This window comes from Acinetobacter sp. 228 (genome assembly GCF_048147885.1).
The window spans coordinates 42,483-63,216 of record NZ_JAYWYV010000017.1; the positions used below are offsets into that span (position 1 = coordinate 42,483).

The following is a 20,734-nucleotide window of genomic DNA, read 5'->3' on the forward strand; positions in this document are numbered from 1 at the left end:
TGATCTCCTTAAATGCTCAACTTTTTCAAGTTACGTTTTTTGCCATAAATGATCTGTACGATTGCACGTGTTACTGTAATGGCAGTAAACATTGAGCAGACAATACCAATCATTAAGGTCACGGCAAAGCCTTTGATCGGACCTGTACCAATCGCGAACAGAATGAACGCTACCAGGAAGGTGGTCAAGTTCGAGTCAAAAATGGTGTTATAGGCCCGGTCATAACCGGCCACAATCGCCTGTTTTGGCGAAGCTCCCCATTTCATTTCTTCGCGTATTCGCTCACAGATCAGTACGTTGGCATCGACCGCCATACCAATGGTAATCACAATACCGGCAATACCCGGCAAGGTCAGGGAAGCACCAATCCAGGACATGACAGTCAGAATCATGGCCAGGTTGAATATCAGGGCAAAGTTGGCAATCAGGCCAAACACGCGGAAGAACACCACCATCCAGATGGCAACCAAGAGGAAACCGATTTGAGTTGAAAGCACCCCTTTGTCGATATTCTCTTGACCCAGACTTGGACCAATCACACGTTCTTCAACAAAGTACATTGGCGCAGCCAACGCACCTGCACGAAGCATTAATGCAAGTTCAGCCGCTTCCTGTGGCGAGTCCAGACCGGTAATACGGAACTGAGAGCCCAATACCGCCTGAATGGTCGCAGCATTAATCACGACAGCTTCAGTATATGGTGTACGGACTTCAGTTTGAGTGCCAGTTGCCGGGTCTTCCACATAGTTAATGCGCTGTTTGTTTTCGATGAACAGCACTGCCATACGTTTACCAACCGCATTACGGGTCGCATCCGACATCAGCTTGCCGCCTGCGCTGTCCAGCGTAATGTTCACTTCTGCACCGCCAGTGTCCTGGCTAAAACCACTGGATGCATTTTGAACACGTTCACCAGTTAAAATACGGTTACGGTTCAGAAGGAGCTGACGACCACTGTCCAGTGATTCATAGGCAAAGACTTCTGTGCCCGGTGGTAATGCACCTGTAGCCTGACCGGTATATGGATCGATGTATTGATCATTCAGGTCAGATACCAGACGGAACTCGAGATTCGCGGTACGGCCCAGGACACGTTTCGCTTCAGCTGTATCCTGCACACCCGGAAGCTCAACCACAATACGGTTACTGCCTTGGGTTTGAACCAGTGCTTCAGCCACCCCTAACTCGTTAATACGGTTACGTAAGGTGGTTAAGTTCTGGTTGACTGCATAAGATTCAATTTCTTGCTTACGCACATCGGTATAGTTCAGACGTAAGGTCGAACCGGTACTGGTTGCAACAGCCTGCTGGGTAAACTCATTGCCGTTACGGCGCAAGAAGTCCATCACTGCAGCACGATCATCATTGTTGGCAAACTGCATCACAATGGTGTTGTTGCTTAAAGTCAGGCTATTAAATTTCAGGTTGTTATCACGTAACTGACGACGGAGATCCGTCGCAGAGGTTTCCATACGCTGGGCAATGGCCTTGTCCATATCCACTTCAAGCAAGAAGTGAACACCACCACGTAAATCCAGACCAAGCTTCATTGGCTTGGCACCAATTTTTTGCAGCCATTCTGGGGTGGTTGGGGCGAGGTTAAGTGCAACCACGTACTCATCACCTAAACCACGACGCAAAGCTTCTTTGGCTTTAAGTTGCGCTTCACTTGAATCTACACGTAATAGGGCCGCATTGTTGCTAAAGCTATTGTCATGAGTGGCAATATTTTCAGTTTTTAAAATTTGCTCTGCTTTTTGTACGATGCTTGCATCAATTTGAGTACCGGCTTTGGCACCCGAAATCTGTACAGCAGGTTCATCTGGATACAAACTTGGCAGGGCATATAAAGTACTGATCACCAGAACAACTAGGATCAGTACATATTTCCATGCTGGGTAACGCATTCGTTTTCTTCTTAAAATGAAAAAGTCGTGCAAGGGCACGACTATTTTTGATTAAAGGTTATTTAAAGTGCCTTCAGGTAGAACTGAGATTACACTTGCACGTTGAACTTTGACTTCTACACCGCGGCTCAATTCAACCACTGCGAAGTCACCTTCAATCTTGGTGATCTTGCCCATTAATCCGCCTGCAAATACTACTTCACTGCCAACGCCCAGACTTTCAACCAAAGCACGGTGTTCTTTGGCACGTTTAGATTGAGGACGCCAGATCAAGAAATAGAAGATTGCAATAAAAACAGCAATCATCAAAAGGTTCGCTATCATGCTTGGTTGTTGTGCAGCTTCACCTGCAGCGTGAGCAGTCGAAATAAAAAGGCTCATTACATTTTCCTAAAATAAAAAAACTGGTGATCAACTGGATAATAAATTGACATATTCCTGCAATTTACATTGTCTTTTTCCTCAGCGCAAATGCTGATGGATTAATCTTGCGGACAAGGTGGCACTTCCAGACCACGGCGGGTATAAAAGTCATGGACAAATTCGTCAAATGTACCGTTGTCTAATGCATCACGCATGGCTTCAGTCAAACGCAGGTAATAGCGCAGATTATGAATCGTACCGAGCATCGAGCCGAGCATTTCCCCACATTTCTCAAGATGGAATAAATAGGCACGGGTAAAATTCTGGCAGGTATAACAGTCGCAATGCGGATCGAGTGGACTCTGGTCATGACGATATTTGCTGTTACGGATCCGCACCAAGCCGTCTGTCACAAAATAGTGACCGTTACGTGCATTTCGGGTTGGCATCACGCAGTCAAACATATCGACACCGCGACGCACCGCTTCCACAATGTCTTCTGGCTTACCGACACCCATTAGATAACGCGGTTTATCTGCCGGCATTTTTTCTGGAAGATAATCCAGTACCTTGATCATTTCCTCTTTTGGCTCGCCCACGGACAGACCGCCAATCGCATAACCATCAAAGTCGATTTCTAGCAGGCCTTTTAAAGATTCATCACGTAAATCTTCATACATACCGCCTTGAATAATCCCAAACAGCGCATTACGGTTTTTCAGCACGTCATGATGCTGGGTTTTACAGCGTTTCGCCCAGCGCAAAGACAGCTGCAACGATTTTTGCGCTTCTTCATGTGTGGCCGGATAGGGTGTGCATTCATCAAAAATCATCACAATGTCAGAGTTCAGCGTGTGCTGAATATCCATTGAAATTTCAGGAGATAAAAATACTTTTGAACCGTCGATTGGTGAACGGAAGGTTACGCCTTCTTCTTTGATTTTACGCATTGCGCCCAGACTGAAAACCTGGAAGCCGCCTGAATCGGTCAGAATAGGATTGTTCCACTTCATGAATTCATGCAGGCCGCCATGTTCACGAATCACATCAAGGCCTGGACGTAAATACAAATGGAAGGTGTTGCCCAGAATGACCTGAGACTTGATCTCTTTGACATCACGCGGCAACATGCCTTTGACCGTACCATAAGTACCGACTGGCATGAACATTGGGGTTTCTACTACACCATGTTCAAGCGTCAAACGACCACGACGGGCACGACCGGATTGCGCTAACTTTTCAAACTTCATAGGAGTTCCACATCAAGGCGAAAAAACAGTTCGCTGATTGTTCAATGTAAAGGGCGCTATTTTCCTTGATTCTTATGCTAAACGCCAGCATTGTAGAGCATTCGCTCTGTAATTTTATTTATCGATTAATAAATGAAAGATCAGGTGAAATGCGTAAGTTCGCAGAAAGCTGCGATAAAGAGCACATAATCTCTTCCCGGATCGAGGGTGCTGCTCATTCAGTGAAAGTTCGGACGGTAATCAAAATTCTGGGTCACACTTTGATCGCGGAAAGGGCGTACCACTTTTTTTCTGAGCAGCATATTGTTAATGATGTTGTGCGGAAAAATCTGGATCTGGTTATTAAACAGCTCGACATTACGATTATAAATGGTAATCGCAGCACCGACATTTTCATTCTGTTCTTCAATTTCAGCCATCATCTTCAGATAAATATCATTGGCTTTCAGCTCCGGATAATTTTCAATCACCACATTCAGGCTATGCATCAGCTGTTTATTCAGGCTTTCAATGCGCTGTAACTGTCCAATGTCAGCATCCTTGATATTCAGGTTCATGATGTTTTGACGCAGCTCGGTCACTTTTTCTAGCGTGCCTTTTTCGAAACTCGAGTATTGTTCAACCAGTGGTTGCAGCCCGTCCAGAATTTTCAGTTTTTGCCGTTCATAACTGGCAACATCTGACCAGGCCCGAATCGTGGCGTTATGATGACGGACAATACTGTTGCGGATCATGATAATGGCAACAATCACCAGAATCGGGATAATGACAAAAACAACAAATCCCATAAAAGCAGTCCCCAGAAAAATAATTATTTTAAAAACTGAACCAAGTCAGTTTGTAGTTTTTCCAATTCTACTAATTTAAACGTTCTCAGGTGTCCACGCAATGCAGAAATATCTTGGATATTTTGCTTGCGTTCAGGCGCATTAAAAATGTCATGTGGCCCTAAATAGCACAGCACACGTTGTTGGGGATGAAAAATAAGATCGCCTTCACGGTATTGGAAAAATTGACTTAATCGGAGCACAAAACCTGGACTAAGCTGTTTTGCCATTTGCATGGGATCTGTGCCATAAAATTTTAAACGCTGATTGGTGCGTATATCACTGCTATGCCAAGGATGGCGATAAGGTGAGGGGAAGGGACGTCTTGATGTGCTAATGGCAAGCCCTTGCACAGAGACATCAAAGACAAATGCACCCCACAAATTTTTATGTTGTTCAATGAGTTTGACGGTATTGCCATTTTTATCAATGGTTTTAATTTCATCTACATAGTGGTATTCAAACAACAAGACTTGGTGTTCTTGTTCATTTTCATCTAACCATGTGGTACTGGCATAACGTGAGATGTCATTGCGTAATGAGCCACGTTCAAAAACAGGAAAAAGGCGTTTTAAATTGCCAATAAATTGCCGAGGATTAAGTGGCATTGAAATATGTTGTGGCTGTTGTTGAAAGTGGAGATTATATTTATGTGTCAGCACACGTTCTTCTAAATAATCAATTACATCATTGATGTAGTGCTCCTGCTCATAAATCAGATAGGCCCAAAACAACATGCCAAAACCCAAGGCAAAATTGCATTGCAGCCAGAAATTGTGCGGTGCAATGATAAGGCTGAATACTTGCATCAAACCAAAGAGTGCCAAGAACCACGGTAGGGTGTTTTCAAATTTTAGAGAAATTGAGCCTTGCCATGGATGCAAGCCATTAAGAATGTCCTGATGGCTTTTGGCATCACTCGATAAGTGCCACAGCCGATCGATATTTTTAAACACCACTGCATTTTTCTTGCGGCGAATATGAATGGACTGCTGTACAGACTCGATCGGCATGGGCAATAGCTCTCAGTTATTTCACCTGATCAATCAGCATGGCATCGCCATAACTGAAGAAGCGATACTTGCTGTCTACCGCATGCTTGTAAGCATCCAGAATATTGTCACGGTTAGATAAGGCAGATACCAGCATTAACAGGGTTGATTCTGGAAGATGGAAGTTGGTAATCAAACGATCGACGACTTTGAACTGATAACCCGGATAGATGAAAATCTGGGTATCACCGGTCCAGCCTTTGAGTTCACCGCCATTGGCCTGAGCTGCACTTTCAGTTGCGCGTGTGGCTGTGGTACCTACAGCAATCACTTTATTGCCACGTTCTTTGGTGGCTTTAATCAGCTCCATAGATGCATCAGACACTTGGCACCATTCGCTGTGCATGATGTGATTTTCAATATCGCTGGTGCGCACCGGTAAAAATGTACCTGCGCCAACATGCAAGGTTACGAAAGTTTTTTGAATGCCTTTTTCTCCCAGCTTTTTCAATAAATCTTCGTCAAAGTGCAATGATGCGGTCGGGGCGGCAACACTGGCAATTTTAGTCGGGTCGTTAAAGACAGTTTGATAGCGTTCTGTATCAATTGCCTCTGCTTCACGGTTAAAGTAAGGTGGAATAGGCAGGGCGCCGTATTGATCCAGCACATCTAGAATCGGTTGAGAAAATTCAACAATAAACAGGTTTTCATGACGGCCTTGTACGGTTACTGTCACTGCATCGGGTCCGATAAATAGTTCTGCACCTGCTTTAGGTGAGTTGCTAGCTTTGATATGACAGTGTGCAATGAACTGATCCATCATACGTTCAACAAGAACTTCGACTGCACCCCCTGAGGCACGTTTACCTTTGAGGCGGGCTTTCATCACTTTAGTATCGTTTAGTACCAATAAGTCGCCTTCATTCAGTAAATCGAGAATGTCAGTAAACTGATGGTCATGATATTGGCCTTGGGCATCGAGGTGAAGCAGACGGGAGGCACTACGGGTTTCCAGTGGATAACGAGCAATCAGCTCATCGGGGAGATCAAAATTAAAATCAGAAAGTTGCATGATGATTTACGCTAAAAAAACTGCGGCTAGTATAAACTTTTTTCTTTTTTATGGCGGGAATTGCTCGATTTTAATACGAAAAAATGCCATTTGTTTTAAAATTAAACAAATGTAAATATTCTGCGTTGACAGTGCTGAGAAATCGCGTATTATACCTTTCATCCACTCCCGAGGTGGTGAAATTGGTAGACGCGGCGGACTCAAAATCCGCTGTCAGAGATGACGTGTCGGTTCGAGTCCGACCCTCGGGACCAAAATTCTAAAAAACCCCAAGCATATTCAGTCTTGGGGTTTTTTATTGTCTGAAATTTATAAAAATTAAAATGATGCATCAGTTCAACTGTACCTTTTAAATTTTTTGTGCTTTGGAATATCCGATTACTTTGGCAAATAAGTACCTGCATGAATCGCTAGGTGAAAAACTAAAGATATAAAAAACCGGCCCAAGGACCGGTTTTTTATATCATCTTCAAGCTTTCATGCGATTACGCAGCAAAAGACTCAAGGATTGAGTTTAATGTAGCGCTTGGACGCATTACTGCACCCACTTTCGCTGGATCTACTGCGTAGTAACCACCGATGTCTACAGATTTACCTTGAACTTCATTCAGCTCAGCAATAATCTTCGCTTCGTTGTCAGCAAGTGCTTGTGCAATCGGCGCAAATTTCGCTTTAAGTTCAGCATCTTCATCTTGAGCAGCCAGTGCTTCAGCCCAGAATTTAGCAAGGTAGAAATGGCTGCCACGGTTGTCTAGTTCACCAGTACGGCGTGAAGGAGACTTGTCGTTGTCAAGAAGTTGACCTGTTGCCTGGTCAAGTGTCTTCGCAAGAAGTTTCGCACGTGCGTTGTCTTCTTTGATGCCAAGCTCTTCAAGAGATACAGCAAGAGCCAAGAACTCACCTAAAGAATCCCAACGTAAGTGGTTTTCTTCTACAAGCTGTTGTACGTGTTTAGGCGCAGAACCGCCTGCACCTGTTTCGTACATGCCGCCACCAGCCATCAAAGGCACGATAGAAAGCATTTTCGCAGAAGTGCCCAGTTCCATAATTGGGAACAGGTCTGTCAGGTAGTCACGCAGGATGTTACCGGTTACAGAAATGGTATCCAGGCCACGCGCAACACGCTCAAGTGTGTAACGCATCGCACGTACTTGAGACATGATCTGGATGTCCAGACCGTCTGTATCGTGATCTTTCAAGTAAGTTTGAACTTTCTTGATCAATTCGTTTTCATGTGGACGGTACGGGTCTAACCAGAAGATTGCTGGCATGCCAGAGTTACGTGCACGCGTTACAGCAAGTTTCACCCAGTCGCGGATCGGTGCGTCTTTCACCTGACACATACGCCAGATGTCGCCTTGCTCCACGTTTTGAGACATCAACACTTCGCCAGTTTCAAGGTCAGTGATGTTTGCAACACCCGCTGCCGGAATTTCGAAAGTCTTGTCGTGTGAACCGTATTCTTCAGCTTTTTGAGCCATCAAACCAACGTTAGGCACAGTACCCATCGTACGTGGGTCGAAATTGCCGTTCCACTTACAGAAGTTGATCATTTCCTGGTAAATACGCGCGAATGTAGATTCAGGCATTACCGCTTTACAGTCATAAGGCTTGCCATCGGCACCCCACATTTTACCGCCAGTACGGATCATTGCAGGCATAGATGCATCTACAATAACGTCGTTTGGAGAATGGAAGTTGGTGATGCCTTTTGCTGAGTCAACCATCGCAAGAGCAGGACGGTGTTCTTGACACGCATGTAAATCTTCGATGATTTCTTCACGTAAAGAAGTCGGAAGCGTTTCGATTTTTTCGTAAAGACCCGCCATACCGTTGTTCACGTTAATGCCGAGTTCGTCGAATAATTTCGCATGCTTTTCGAAAGCGTCTTTGTAGTAAATCTTCACACAGTGACCGAATACGATCGGGTGTGAAACTTTCATCATGGTCGCTTTAACGTGTAAAGAGAACAAGATGCCAGCTTCTTTACAATCTTCTAATTCTTTTTCATAGAAGTCGCAAAGTGCTTTTTTGCTCATGAACATTGAGTCGATGATTTCGCCGTCTAGAAGCGCAACTTTTGGCTTAAGAACGATGGTTTCACCAGAGGTAGTGATCAATTCCATTTTCACATTGCGTGCACGGTCTAAAGTCATTGACTTTTCACCATGGTAGAAGTCACCTTCTTGCATGTGAGAAACGTGAGTTTGTGACCAAGGCTTCCATTCACCCATAGAATGTGGGTGTTTTTTCGCGTAGTTTTTAACTGCAGCTGGTGCACGACGGTCAGAGTTACCTTCACGTAGAACAGGGTTAACTGCTGAACCTAAACATTTGCTGTAACGTACTTTAAGTGCCTGTTCTTCTTCAGTTGCCGGATTCTCAGGATAGTCAGGAATCGCATAGCCTTTCGATTGAAGTTCTTTGATACAAGCAGTCAGCTGCGCAACTGACGCACTGATATTCGGGAGTTTGATAATGTTCGTGTCTGGATCTTGTGTAAGACGACCTAGTTCTGCGAGGTTGTCAGTTACCTTTTGCTCATCGCTGAGATAGTCAGAGAATTCTGCGAGCACACGTGCAGCTACAGAGATGTCAGTTTTAACAATCTCTACACCAGCAGGCTTAGTAAAGGTCTCAATGATCGGCAGCAGTGAGTAAGTCGCCAGTAGTGGCGCCTCATCAGTCAGTGTGTAAATGATTTGTGACTTTCCACCAGCCATATATAGCCCCTTGCGTTGGATTGAGTTTCTGAGGCCCGAACTTTTGGCTCAGCCTCGTTGAACCGATTTGCTTAAATAAAAACATTGAGAGTATCGTCCTTCAGCGCTTTTCAGTCAACGAAATATGCTTTCATATTGAAATTCGGGCGAAAATTCGTACAGATTTGTGCAGTTTAGCCGTGTTTGTGTTTTGTACAAAAAATAATCCTTCTGCGGCTGCAAATCCCGATGTAAATGCTTGGAAATGAGCCACTAGCGAAATGTATCCCCTGAAAAAGACTTTTCTAGCCTGAGAGTGAATTGAGAAGCAATAAAACTGATCTTATATAGATAACGATTCCGCAAACTGTTTTGCATAAATTCATACCTCAGCCTGTCAATCTAACTCTGGAAGATGACGCCATAATTACAAAATGGCTTTGCGCTATACTGGTCGACATACATCCATTCATTTTGAAAGATCGACGCGAATAAGGAAATACTATGCCCAGCCTGTTTATTGTGATGCTTGGTGGCCGTCATGCCCGTGCCAATACAGAAGTTCATGATGTGGTTCTGGCTGTAGGAGAGAGTCTGGAAGATACTTATCTGCAATTGAAAAATGCCTGGTTTGCGGAGCAGAAAGACCTGCATATTGATGCCTGGGCAAAAATTAACGGGCTGGAGTTCGAGGGTAAATCCTATGCGTTGCAATTCACTGATGCTGCTCCGAATCCGGCCGATGAAAAACTTTGGCTGATTAATCTGGGTGGTTATGATTCACGCGAGTTTGGCGAGCTGCATCGTTATGTGCTGGTGGTTGCACAGAATGCCATGGTGGCTAAACAGCGCGGTAAAGCCTACTTCGCCCGGCACTGGCAAAAACAGCATACCGACCGTGTACTGGATGTAGATGACTGTCTTGCAATTGATCAGGTCTATGGCCGCTATGTCCAACTGGTAGAAGGCAGCTTTAGTGACAATCACTGGGAAAATACCTATCTCACCATTTAAAGTTGTCTATAAAAGAGAAAGTTTCTTCCGGCTGAAGGATTCGATAAGCGGTTTAAAAAATAACTTTATCAAAATTTAATAATTGGCATAATACTGTCAAGGAAAAAACAGTTTTGACTGAGATGGAATGTCTTAAATGGATTTAATTCAGGCAAATGGACAACCGCGTTATGGACGTTTCAAGGAGCTTCCAAAAAGTATTGACTATCAGGCATATCAATACAAAAATCCTTATGGTCATGTGCTGTCAGGCTGGCGTAAGCATTTAAAATATAAGAAATTCAAATTCTGTAGTATTCAGCACGAACATTATACCATTGGACTGGCGATCGCCGATATTGCATGGGCAGGGCATGGCTTTGTTTATGTCTATAACCATATGACCAATGAAGTGCTGGAATGGAATGCGATTAATTTCCTGTCCCGTAACACTGTGCTGGATGAACAGCCGCTGTTTAATCATAGTTATTTTCACAAGTCACCTTTTCAGATCGATATTCAGCATGCCAACGGCGTGCGTTATATCAATGTCAGCAAATATGGTGAAATTAAACTCAGTGCCCGAATTTTCTGTGCTGGAACCGATCCACTGAGTATGTGCAGTCCGACTGGCATCAATGGCTGGACCTATACCCAGAAACTGACCACTTTGGGCTGTGAAGGCTTTTTCATTAACAAGCAGGGACAAACCATCCAGTTTAATGAACGCAGCTTTGCCTCATTAGATGATACGTGTGGCTTTTTACGCCCGGAAACCGCCTGGTTCTGGCTGTCCTGTAATTTCTGGGATGTGAATCATAACCGGATTGGGCTTAATCTGGCTTCAGGCGTGAATGAAAGTTTTGGCAACGAGAACTGTCTGTGGGTCAATGGAAAAATTTATCCACTGGCCGATGTGCTGTTCCAGCAGGAATCGGAAAACCAATGGACGATTCAGTCGCTGGATGAAAGATTGAATCTGATGGTCAGCACAGGCTGGCGCCGTTATGAAAATCTAAACCTGCGTCTGGTCGGGAGCCAGTTTAGTCAGTGGCAAGCCAAGGTTTCCGGAACGATTCAGCAAGATGATCAGGAAATTATTTTACTAAATGAATATGCCTTGCTTGAACAGCATTATGCCAAGTGGTAGATGTGCAGGCATAAGACCTAAAAAAAGCCTTCAATTCTGAAGGCTTTTTGATTTGAACTTAATCTTTGGCAGCCTGCCAGAAGGCTTCACCGGCCTGAATAGGATCATTGGTTTCGGCTAGAGTTTTTACCCACACATCATATTGGGCAATGACCGGATGCTGGGAAGGATGGAAGTCTTTTTTAAACCAGTCCCGATATTGTGTACCCATACGGGTCAATTTCCCGTTACGGCCAAAAAACCAGGGCAGTCCTTTTAAGTTCATTTGTAAACGTTGTAATGGCGTGAATCCATCATGTTTAAGCATGATATTGGCGCGGTATATGGTAAAGCTGAACATGAGCAGGGTAGTAATCACCAAGCTATATTTTCGCAGAAGCTCTGGAGTTTTTGCTACATCTTTCATCACATCAAAAGCCACATCACGATGTTCCATTTCTTCAATGGCATGCCATGCAAACATGGCACGAACAAAAGGATGGGCATCTCTTAACGTATCTTTCTGTCCAAAAAAAGTCTCGGCCATTAGCGCAGTCAGATGCTCTGCGGCAGCAGTTACCGCGATATTGTATTCAGGTGAGCGGTTTTTCAAGTCGTAATTCATCATGTAATTCAGGCGCTGAATGAACTGATCTACGGGCATGCCTTGCTCGCGCATCAGCTGATTCATTTTTTCATGGGTCATGCCATGCTGCGCTTCCTGACGAATAAAATCTGCAACACGCTGCTGCAGTTCCGGGTCTGTGATCTGATCGCGGAACAGGCGTACACTCTGAATAAAATAGCGCTCACCATCAGGAAAGGTCAGGCTCAGGGCATCGAACATGCGGGTCAGAAAGGGATCGCCGCCCAACCAGTAGCGTGGAATTTCATCCAGTTTAAAATCAAGCTGGGTCCGTACTACGGGCTTTATCAAAGATTTTAATACTGCATTCATCTTGTACGTTCTTTTTTATGACGATGCGAACAGTATGTCGGGGAATTCTGTAATTGTTTTGACAGCGCTTGCCAATTTTTATACATTTTATGCCAAATGAAAATAAAAACTGCTCAGACTAAAGCAGGCAGCGAGAAGCGCGCATGCAAGAAATTAAAATATCCAATGGTTATATTCAACTCTGGGCGACCTATCTGCGTGGTCTGCAAATTGAGCCTTTAAAAGCTGACTTTCTGCAAGATGTACATGAAGCGCTTGTTCCCCTGATTGATCAGCCTTTTGCCACACAAGTGCCTCTGGAATTATTGAATCAGCTTCTTTTAACAACCCGGCAGTATTTAAACTGTCCGCAGCTGATTTTCGAGATTGTACAAGTCATTCGCCCAGAACATTTTGGTGTGCTCGGTTATATGGCTTCGCGCAGCAGCAGCGTTGCGGAAATGATTCGCCATATCATGCGTTTTCAACGACTGGTGGTTGATGGCGGTGAGTTTGTACCTTTGCAGTTGAAGCAGCATGAACACAGTATTGAATTATACTGGGCCTATCTGGACGAAAAATATAATCTGCTAAATGAACTGACCATGGCCGCGATGGTGCAGTTGGGACGTGTCATTTTACAGGATCATCAACTGTTAGTCCGTTGTGTACGCTTTGCCCATGCGCCCGATAGGAAACAAATGCATTATCAAAAGTTTTTCGCCAGCGAGGTGAAATTTTCCCAAGCCTACTACGGCATAGAACTGGATTTACAAGGACTGGCACATCGGTCTGAGCAGGCAGATCCTATGCTGTTGCAGTTGCTGGTACATCAGGCAGAACAGGCCATTGCAGCCAAGCCACTAGTTGAGAGTCATCTGGAGCAGGCCCAGCAAATGATTGCCGAACAGCTCCGTACCCGGCATCAGGTCATTAAAGTTGAACAGCTTGCCCGGCAGCTGCTGATGTCGACACGGAGTCTGCAGCGCTTGTTCAGCACCCATGGCACCTCATTTAAAAAACTGCTGGAACAGCAGCGGATTAAACGTTGCGAGCTGCTGTTGCAACAGGGAATGGAGCTGAGCGAGATCGCCGAGCAGCTGGATTATTCTGACCAGTCGGCATTGGCACGGGCCTACAAGGCAGCCACCGGACAGACATTGTTAGAGCGCAAAAGGCAGTTACACCAACAGCGCAGCTAAAAAAAGCGACCCAAACAGGTCGCTTTTTTATTTGAAGAAAATGGTGAGGTTAAGCGCTGGCTTTGATCTTGGGGAATCTAAATGCAATCGCCGCAATCGCAAAAATGGCCAGAATCCAGCAATAGTACACACCACCAATCAGTTCAACCGGTGAGATTTTTGCAATAGAACAGGCCAGTAGTAACTGTGCGCCATAGGGAATCAACCCTTGCACCACACAGGAGAAAATATCCATCAGTGCCGCAGAACGCTTGGGATCTACACCGTATTCTTTGGCAACTTCACGTGCCATATCTCCAGACAGAATAATCGCCACGGTATTATTGGCCACAAAAATATTCGAAAATACTACCAAGAAGCTGATCCCGATTTCGCCAGCACGTTGCTGACCGACTTTAAACAGACGGGTCAGGCTATAAATACGCTCGATCAGCCAGCGTAAACCGCCTTCACGTTGCATGATCGCCGACAGGCCACCCAGGAACATGGACAATAATGCCACTTCAAACATGCCGACAAAGCCATCATAAATTGAAGTATTCAGTTTGAGCAGATCAAATTCAGCTGTGGCAAACAGGCCAAACAAGCCGGAAAGTAGTACCCCAATGGTCAGCACAGCCAGAACGTGTAAACGGCTAAAGGCTAAAATAAATACGGCGATATAAGGTAAGACCAGAAGCCAGTTGAAGTCCTTGTATTCCACTGCATTGCTACTACCGCTACTCAACACGTAAATCAAAATAGTCACGATTGAGGCAGGAACCGCAATCCAGACATTGACTCTGAATTTGTCACGCAGTTGTACGCCCTGACTGGTCGTTGCAGCAATGGTGGTATCCGAGATCATTGAAAGATTGTCACCGAACATGGCACCACCAACGACCGCACCAACCGCATAAACTACATTGATCTCGGTGACCTCGGCAAATCCAAAAGCGATCGGCGCACAGGCTGCAATGGTGCCCATGGAGGTACCCATCGCCGTGGCAATAAAGGCCGAGATCACAAACAGCATCGGCAGAATAAATGTGGGTGGAATCACCGACAAGCCCATCTGCACAGTGGCATCCACACTGCCAATGGCACTACTGACGCTGGCAAAGGCACCGGCCAGCATAAACACCATAAACATCAGGATTAAGTTCGGATGACTGGCACCTTTGATGAATTCCTCAATGCCCTGGTTGAGTTTGCCGCGATACACTAATGCAGCCAAGATAATCGCAGGCAGGGCAGCCACAGGCGCTTTCACCTGATAGAACGCGAACTCGGTTCCGATCAGGGAATGATAGATCCCGCTACCCAAAAATATGGTTAAAAATACAATAAGCGGCAGCAGTGCAATGGCGCGTGCCTGCACTGTCGCCTCAGAATCAGTCTGCATAGGAGATAAAAAAGTAAGAGAATAGGACTAGTATAAAGCAGGTTTTGCAATTTCAGAAAACTTTATATGAATGCGCTAACATCTGCATTTTTATTAATTTTTATATGATAAAAATAAGTTTATCTAAATATTCAAGATTTTAGGTAATAGCAAAATTAGGCATCTTTGATCATTGTGAAAAAAATCAAAATAATCGTAAATAGACTCTTCCGAATTGTTTTGAAATCTTCGCACAGGAAATGAAGTACTCGAGGTCGGTATCGCAGACTGTTCATTGGACAAAAAATAGCGTTACAATGCGATGTCTTGTATTTCTACATAGTCAATGCCTCAAGTTTGAAACACGTTAAGGAAAATATCACCCTATGTCACGTTTAGCCGCCCGATTTGCACAACTTAAATCTCAACAGCGTAAAGCTTTAGTTTCTTATGTAATGGCTGGTGATCCGCATCCAGAAATTACGGTGCCTTTGTTGCATGAGATGGTGGATGCGGGTGTCGACGTGATTGAGCTGGGACTTCCTTTCTCAGACCCGATGGCAGATGGACCGGTGATTGCGCTGGCGGCTGAACGTGCTCTGGCTGGTGGGACCAATACACTGGATGCACTGCATATGGTGAAAGAATTTCGCTTGAAAGACCGCGAAACACCAGTGGTGCTGATGGGTTATCTGAATCCGGTTGAAGTAATTGGCTATGAAAAGTTTGTGGCTTATGCCTATGAATGTGGAGTAGACGGCGTACTGCTGGTGGACTTGCCACCAGAAGAAGCAAAAAGTCTGGGTGAGGTACTGGAAAAATATGACATGGATCAGATTTTCCTGCTGGCACCAACTTCAACCGATGCACGTATTCAACATGTAGCAAAACAGGCCAGCGGCTTTATTTACTATGTGTCACTGAAAGGCGTGACCGGTGCAGCAACTTTAGATGTTTCTGAAGCCGCTGCACGCATTCAAAAGATTAAAGCTGTGACTGATGTTCCTGTAGGCGTAGGTTTCGGTATCAGTGATGCTGCATCTGCGAAAGCGATGGGTGTTGCTGCCGATGCAGTTATTGTGGGTAGTGCGTTTGTAAAGCAGTTTGCAACGCTCGCACCAGAACAAGCCGTTATTGCGACGGTGAATAAAGTCAAGGAGCTTCGAGCAGCGCTCGATGAGTTAGTATGAGTCAACAACTGAAATCAGGCAAAATTCTGAGCCCATCGACCCCATGGACGGAGCGTACTGTTCCGGGCATTCAGGTACCCGATGAGCAAACGGCATATAAAGCGACATTTACCGAGCCTACGATTGAGTGCCCTGAATGTCATGCATTGGTGACCCGTACTGCCATGTCATTCAATGCCTATGTCTGTCCGCAATGTGATGAACATTTGCGTATGAAAGCCCGTGAGCGTCTGAACTGGTTCTTTGACCAGGTACAAACAGAGCTGGGTCAGGAATTTGTAGCCAAAGATCCACTGAAATTTGTCGATAGCAAAGCCTATCCAGACCGTATGGCTGAAGCGCAAAAGAAAACCGGTGAAACTGAAGCACTGGTCGTGATTCAAGGTTTGCTGAAAGGCGTACCGATGATTGCCTGTGCGTTTGAATTCGACTTTATGGGTGGTTCGATGGGTACAGTAGTGGGTGACCGCTTTGTTCAGGCAGCAGAACGTGCGATTGAAACCCGTCAGCCCCTGATCTGTTTTGCTGCTTCTGGTGGTGCACGTATGCAGGAAGGCATGTTGTCCCTGATGCAAATGGCGCGTACTTCGGCTGCGATCCAGCGTTTAAAAGAAGCAGGTCTGCCTTATGTGGTCGTACTGACTCATCCGGTATACGGTGGTGTAACTGCCTCATTGGCAATGTTGGGTGATGTACATCTTGCCGAACCGAAAGCGATGATTGGCTTTGCCGGTAAACGTGTGATCGAACAGACCGTACGTGAAAAACTGGAAGAACCGTTCCAGCGCGCGGAATATTTGCTTGATCATGGGGTAATCGATCAGATTGTTCACCGTCACGCATTACGTGATACAGTTTATCGTATCGTTACAAAGTTGATGAATTTGCATTGAACACAGCACCCTTAGCAACAGATTCTTTAAATACATGGCTCGATTATTGGAGCCATGTTCACGTTACGGGTATTGATTTAGGTCTGGAACGTGTCATTCCGGTGGCTGAAAAGCTGGGCGTGACATCTCCAGAGGCCAAAGTGCTGACGGTGGCAGGAACCAATGGTAAGGGTTCAACCACTACCACACTGGCCGCGATTCTGAATGCGCAAGGCTTCAAGGTCGGGCTGTATCAATCTCCACATGTGTATCGCTTTAATGAACGCGTGAAATTACGCGGCATTGAGGTGGAAGATCAGTTGCTGATTGATGCTTTTGTTCAGGTCGATCAGGCTCGTCGCGAATGCGGTTTGAGCCTGTCTTTCTTTGAAGCCACCACACTGGCCGCCTTTGTGATTTTTAAAGATCAGTGCTGTGATGTCTGGGTACTGGAAGTCGGCCTGGGCGGCCGTCTGGATGTGGTCAATGTGGTCAATCCCGATGTTGCGGTAATTACCAATATTGGTCTGGATCATACCGACTGGCTTGGTGACACCATCGAGAAAATTGCTTTTGAAAAGGCCGGAATTATCCGCCCGGATATTCCCGTGGTATTTGGTGGACAGCAACAGATCCCGCAAGCCATTCTGGATACATCCCAAGAATGCAATGCGCCCTTGTATGCAATCAACCGGGATTATTTTTATGAAGCGTTTGAAGATGGCCAAAGCTGGGCTTTTGCTTCTTCGGGTACAACCTTAAAATTCCCAACAGGATCGCTGGCGCTGGATAATATTTCTACCGCCGTGGCCGCCATCCTGCTGAGCGGATTAAACGTCAGCCAGCAGGCAATTGCACAAGGCATTCAAACGGCAAAATTGCCGGGACGGTTTGAAATCCGTCAAATCCAGAATAAAACCGTGATTTTTGATGCCGGGCATAACCCGCATGGGGTCGAATTTCTGCTGAAACAGTTGCGAAGTTATTTAAATTATAATCAAAAATATAATGAAGTTATTTGCGTATTTTCAATGCTGGCAGATAAAGATATAAATTCTGTCGCCAAGTTATTGAAAGACACAGTTCAATTGTGGAAAATTGCACCATTATCCGTTCCGCGTGCGGCAGAGGTCACAGTTTTGGCTGATGCTTTAAGCGGTGAGGCGGTAGAACAATTTGACAATGTAAAATTAGCTTTTAAATCAGCACTGGATCAAACAGATAATAATCAGCTGATTTTGGTATGTGGATCATTTCATACCTTAGAAGCGGTATGGGAGTATTTGGAAGAATGTCAATGAATAACAAACAGCGCTGGATGGGCGGTGTTGTTTTACTCGGTGGTGGTGTTTTATTGGCAGCATTACTCCTGAAAGGCCAAGATGAAATCAATCATGACCGTCAGCAAAATCCGGCACAGGCTGCGGAAGTTGAAAATAAAGAGACAGGCAATCATTCGCTCGGTTCTTTGACGGTCGATGTGGAAACAGAAAAGCGTTTACTTGAACAGCAACGTCGTGACCGGGAAAAATCGGTTGCAGAGCAGGAAGCACGTGCAGCCGAATTTTTAGCGATGCAACAGCAGGCTGAAGCAGATGCTGCGCGTAAAGCGGCTGAAGAATATGCTGCCCTGAATGCACACCGTATGGGACAGCAAAGTTCCGATAATATTCCGCCAGAACTGGTGGAAGACGAACAGGCCAAGCAGAAACGTCTGGCTGAAGAAAAAGCACTGCAAGAAAAAAAGTTAGCCCAGCAGCAGCTGGACCAACAAAAAGCCAATAGTTCTACTGATGCAGCCAAGAAAGAAGCAGAGCGTAAAGCGGCTGAAAGCAAAGCTGTAGAAGAAAAACGCAAGTTAGAGCAGCAGCAAAAAGCCGAAGCAGAACGTAAGGTGGCTGAAACAAAACGTAAAGCCGAGGAAGAGCGTAAAGCGACTGAAAAGAAAGAAGCTGAACGTAAAGCTGCCGAGGAAAAACGTAAAGCCGACGAAAAGCGTAAAGCTGAAGAAGCCAAGAAGAAAGCAGAAGCTGAACAGGCACGTAAACTTCTGGAAGGAGAAGAGGACAAGCAATGGATGGTGCAGGTGGCACTGGCTGCGAATGAAGCCAATGCAGATGCGGTGGCAGCCAAGCTGCGTGCCAAAGGTTACAAGGTCACCAAAAGTCCTACTTCTAAAGGCATACGTATCATGGTTGGACCCTCTAAAGACCGTGATACTGCAGACGCACTCCGCAAGAAAATCACGTCTGATGCCAGCCTGAATATGAAATCAGCTTGGGTCAATGACTGGGTGCCACTAGATAAGCGTTAATTATTTTGGCTAGTCGAAGTTTCTGTAGATGGATTTGCGAGCTGTTCGCGAATCCATTTTACATTTTCAGGCGTGAATAACTTTTCGATATTACGCCAAATTGCATGAAAGCCATAACCGCCATGTTTCATTTCCTGTAGCGCCTGCTCAATCGACCAATATTCAAAAATAATCCGGTACATGGCGACACTGGCACCGGTACGGTCTGAACCGTGATAACAATGCAGTAAAACTTTTTGGTTGTTTTGTTGTGCTTGCTGGATCAGTAACATAACTTTCAATAAATCTTCCCGATCAAGTGCCCAAGTATGGATGGGTACATGATGCAGCTGAAATTTTTCATTGCTTAAAATGATGCTGTCTTGATCCCGTGAACGTAAATTAATAACCACATCGATGTGATGCTGTTTTAATAAAGAAATAAGTTCGGATGAAGGCTGTTCACTACGATAGACAAAATTACTGATTTGATGAAAATTATATTCCTGATGAATTGCCTTTCCCCAATGCTGAGGACGTTCATGCGCAGGCAGGGCGGGCGTGGTCACACAACCTGTGGTCAGGAGGTAGCCACTCATCATGATTGGAAATATACAGATTTTCATACAAACCCTGATTGTTGTTTTTGTCCTTTAAAGTTTAAAGTGAATACGAAATTTTGAATATAAAAAAGCCTATCCGAAGACAGGCTTTATAGTGATAGTTCTCTTGTTTTTTATGATAGCGCTTTTAATTTTGCTCAGGTTGCGGCGTAAGCCTTAAATAAGGCGTTACCGCAGTATAACCTTTAGGGAAGCGTTGCTTGATCTCCTCCTCATCTTTTAATGAAGGAACGATCACGACATCCTCACCCTGCTGCCAGTTTGCTGGTGTGGCCACTTTATGTTTATCGGTGAGTTGCAGGGAGTCTATGACACGCAAGATTTCATGGAAATTACGCCCTGTCGATGCAGGATAGGTAATAATCAAACGGACTTTTTTGTTGGGATCGATGACCACTAAAGAACGAACTGTTAGCGTTTCGCTGGCATTCGGATGGATAAAGTCATACAGCTCGGAGACTTTGCGATCCTGATCGGCAATAATCGGGAAATTCACTATGGTATTCTGGGTTTCATTGATGTCTTTAATCCAGCCATGATGTGATTCAACATCATCGACTGACAGGGCGATCGCTTTCACGCCACGTTTTGCGAACTCGTCTTTCAGTTTTGCGGTATAGCCAAGTTCAGTGGTACATACTGGTGTATAGTCGGCAGGGTGTGAAAATAAAATGCCCCAGCTATCACCCAGAAAATCATAAAAATTAATCAGGCCTTCACTGGATTGCTGTTCAAAATTCGGTGCGGTATCGCCTAGACGTAAACTCATCTTTTTGCCTCAATTGGTTTTTTAATGGAGAGATAAGATTTAATATGAACCAATATTTATATAATTAAAAATAGTGTTTTTATCTTTCTTTATGAATAAATTGCATAAGCAAGATATCCATCTATCCAGAAGTGCAAAAATCAGTCAATTAATTGACTATGTTGCACAGGGAAAATTTGCTACATTACTTTGCCTTAGATCTTAGGGCTAGAACTAAGGATCAGATTTTTTTAGCGGTTTTACAGCAAAA

18 protein-coding genes and 1 tRNA gene are annotated in these 20,734 nt (G+C 44.8%); 8 read left to right on the forward strand and 11 right to left on the reverse strand.

Going from position 1 to position 20,734, the window contains the following annotated elements; genetic code table 11:
- Positions 1 to 8: 8 nt before the first annotated feature.
- The 6 genes from secD to queA all read right to left on the reverse strand — a co-directional run bounded on the left by secD (position 9) and on the right by queA (position 6,411).
- Positions 9 to 1,907, reverse strand: a complete 1,899-nt coding sequence (gene secD / locus VXQ92_RS12240; protein WP_064095204.1) for a protein translocase subunit SecD — start codon at positions 1,905 to 1,907, stop codon at positions 9 to 11.
- 51 nt (positions 1,908 to 1,958) lie between these two features.
- Positions 1,959 to 2,288: a preprotein translocase subunit YajC gene (gene yajC, locus VXQ92_RS12245; protein WP_064095203.1), complete on the reverse strand. Its 330-nt coding sequence runs from the start codon at positions 2,286 to 2,288 to the stop codon at positions 1,959 to 1,961.
- 101 nt (positions 2,289 to 2,389) lie between these two features.
- Positions 2,390 to 3,520 carry a tRNA guanosine(34) transglycosylase Tgt gene (gene tgt, locus VXQ92_RS12250; protein WP_064101890.1) on the reverse strand — a complete coding sequence of 377 codons (1,131 nt, stop codon included), beginning with the start codon at positions 3,518 to 3,520 and terminating at the stop codon, positions 2,390 to 2,392.
- Positions 3,521 to 3,738: 218 nt separating this feature from the next.
- Complete coding sequence (locus VXQ92_RS12255; RefSeq protein ID WP_144725074.1) at positions 3,739 to 4,308, reverse strand: LemA family protein; 570 nt, start codon at positions 4,306 to 4,308, stop codon at positions 3,739 to 3,741.
- A gap of 23 nt (positions 4,309 to 4,331) precedes the next feature.
- Complete coding sequence (locus VXQ92_RS12260) at positions 4,332 to 5,360, reverse strand: hypothetical protein (protein WP_416681908.1); 1,029 nt, start codon at positions 5,358 to 5,360, stop codon at positions 4,332 to 4,334.
- Between the two features lie 16 nt (positions 5,361 to 5,376).
- A complete protein-coding gene (gene queA / locus VXQ92_RS12265; protein ID WP_064095199.1) occupies positions 5,377 to 6,411 on the reverse strand; it encodes a tRNA preQ1(34) S-adenosylmethionine ribosyltransferase-isomerase QueA in 1,035 nt (344 codons plus the stop codon).
- 167 nt (positions 6,412 to 6,578) lie between these two features.
- On the opposite strand from queA, the gene VXQ92_RS12270 reads away from it, so the two are divergent.
- A tRNA-Leu gene (locus VXQ92_RS12270) sits at positions 6,579 to 6,665 on the forward strand.
- Between the two features lie 231 nt (positions 6,666 to 6,896).
- Here VXQ92_RS12270 and VXQ92_RS12275 read toward each other — a convergent pair.
- A complete protein-coding gene (locus tag VXQ92_RS12275; protein ID WP_064095198.1) occupies positions 6,897 to 9,134 on the reverse strand; it encodes an NADP-dependent isocitrate dehydrogenase in 2,238 nt (745 codons plus the stop codon).
- A gap of 483 nt (positions 9,135 to 9,617) precedes the next feature.
- Between VXQ92_RS12275 and VXQ92_RS12280 the strand changes: the two genes are divergently transcribed.
- Complete coding sequence (locus VXQ92_RS12280) at positions 9,618 to 10,127, forward strand: DUF1543 domain-containing protein (protein WP_416681910.1); 510 nt, start codon at positions 9,618 to 9,620, stop codon at positions 10,125 to 10,127.
- Positions 10,128 to 10,263: 136 nt separating this feature from the next.
- Entirely contained in the window at positions 10,264 to 11,256 is a 993-nt protein-coding gene (locus tag VXQ92_RS12285; protein WP_064095196.1) for a DUF2804 domain-containing protein, read from the forward strand.
- 58 nt (positions 11,257 to 11,314) lie between these two features.
- On the opposite strand, the gene VXQ92_RS12290 is transcribed toward VXQ92_RS12285, so the two are convergent.
- Positions 11,315 to 12,193 (reverse strand): metal-dependent hydrolase, encoded by an 879-nt coding sequence (locus tag VXQ92_RS12290; RefSeq protein ID WP_064095195.1) that lies wholly within the window; start codon positions 12,191 to 12,193, stop codon positions 11,315 to 11,317.
- A gap of 143 nt (positions 12,194 to 12,336) precedes the next feature.
- Between VXQ92_RS12290 and VXQ92_RS12295 the strand changes: the two genes are divergently transcribed.
- Entirely contained in the window at positions 12,337 to 13,374 is a 1,038-nt protein-coding gene (locus tag VXQ92_RS12295) for an AraC family transcriptional regulator ligand-binding domain-containing protein (protein ID WP_416681911.1), read from the forward strand.
- 49 nt (positions 13,375 to 13,423) lie between these two features.
- On the opposite strand, the gene VXQ92_RS12300 is transcribed toward VXQ92_RS12295, so the two are convergent.
- Positions 13,424 to 14,758 (reverse strand): Na+/H+ antiporter NhaC family protein, encoded by a 1,335-nt coding sequence (locus VXQ92_RS12300; protein WP_416681912.1) that lies wholly within the window; start codon positions 14,756 to 14,758, stop codon positions 13,424 to 13,426.
- Between the two features lie 365 nt (positions 14,759 to 15,123).
- On the opposite strand from VXQ92_RS12300, the gene trpA reads away from it, so the two are divergent.
- Genes trpA through VXQ92_RS12320 form a run of 4 tightly spaced genes read left to right on the forward strand, consistent with a single transcriptional unit; the run spans position 15,124 to position 19,113 of the window.
- Entirely contained in the window at positions 15,124 to 15,927 is an 804-nt protein-coding gene (gene trpA, locus VXQ92_RS12305) for a tryptophan synthase subunit alpha (protein WP_064095192.1), read from the forward strand.
- A complete protein-coding gene (accD, locus tag VXQ92_RS12310; RefSeq protein ID WP_064095191.1) occupies positions 15,924 to 16,820 on the forward strand; it encodes an acetyl-CoA carboxylase, carboxyltransferase subunit beta in 897 nt (298 codons plus the stop codon). Before trpA ends, accD begins: the two co-directional genes overlap by 4 nt.
- Positions 16,817 to 18,100: a bifunctional tetrahydrofolate synthase/dihydrofolate synthase gene (gene folC, locus VXQ92_RS12315; protein WP_416681914.1), complete on the forward strand. Its 1,284-nt coding sequence runs from the start codon at positions 16,817 to 16,819 to the stop codon at positions 18,098 to 18,100. Before accD ends, folC begins: the two co-directional genes overlap by 4 nt.
- Positions 18,097 to 19,113 carry an SPOR domain-containing protein gene (locus VXQ92_RS12320; RefSeq protein WP_416681915.1) on the forward strand — a complete coding sequence of 339 codons (1,017 nt, stop codon included), beginning with the start codon at positions 18,097 to 18,099 and terminating at the stop codon, positions 19,111 to 19,113. Before folC ends, VXQ92_RS12320 begins: the two co-directional genes overlap by 4 nt.
- Here VXQ92_RS12320 and VXQ92_RS12325 read toward each other — a convergent pair.
- Positions 19,110 to 19,718, reverse strand: a complete 609-nt coding sequence (locus VXQ92_RS12325; RefSeq protein WP_416681917.1) for a dual specificity protein phosphatase family protein — start codon at positions 19,716 to 19,718, stop codon at positions 19,110 to 19,112. The genes VXQ92_RS12320 and VXQ92_RS12325 overlap by 4 nt on opposite strands.
- Positions 19,719 to 19,842: 124 nt before the next feature.
- Entirely contained in the window at positions 19,843 to 20,484 is a 642-nt protein-coding gene (locus VXQ92_RS12330; RefSeq protein WP_416681919.1) for a peroxiredoxin, read from the reverse strand.
- Between the last annotated feature and the right edge of the window lie 250 nt (positions 20,485 to 20,734).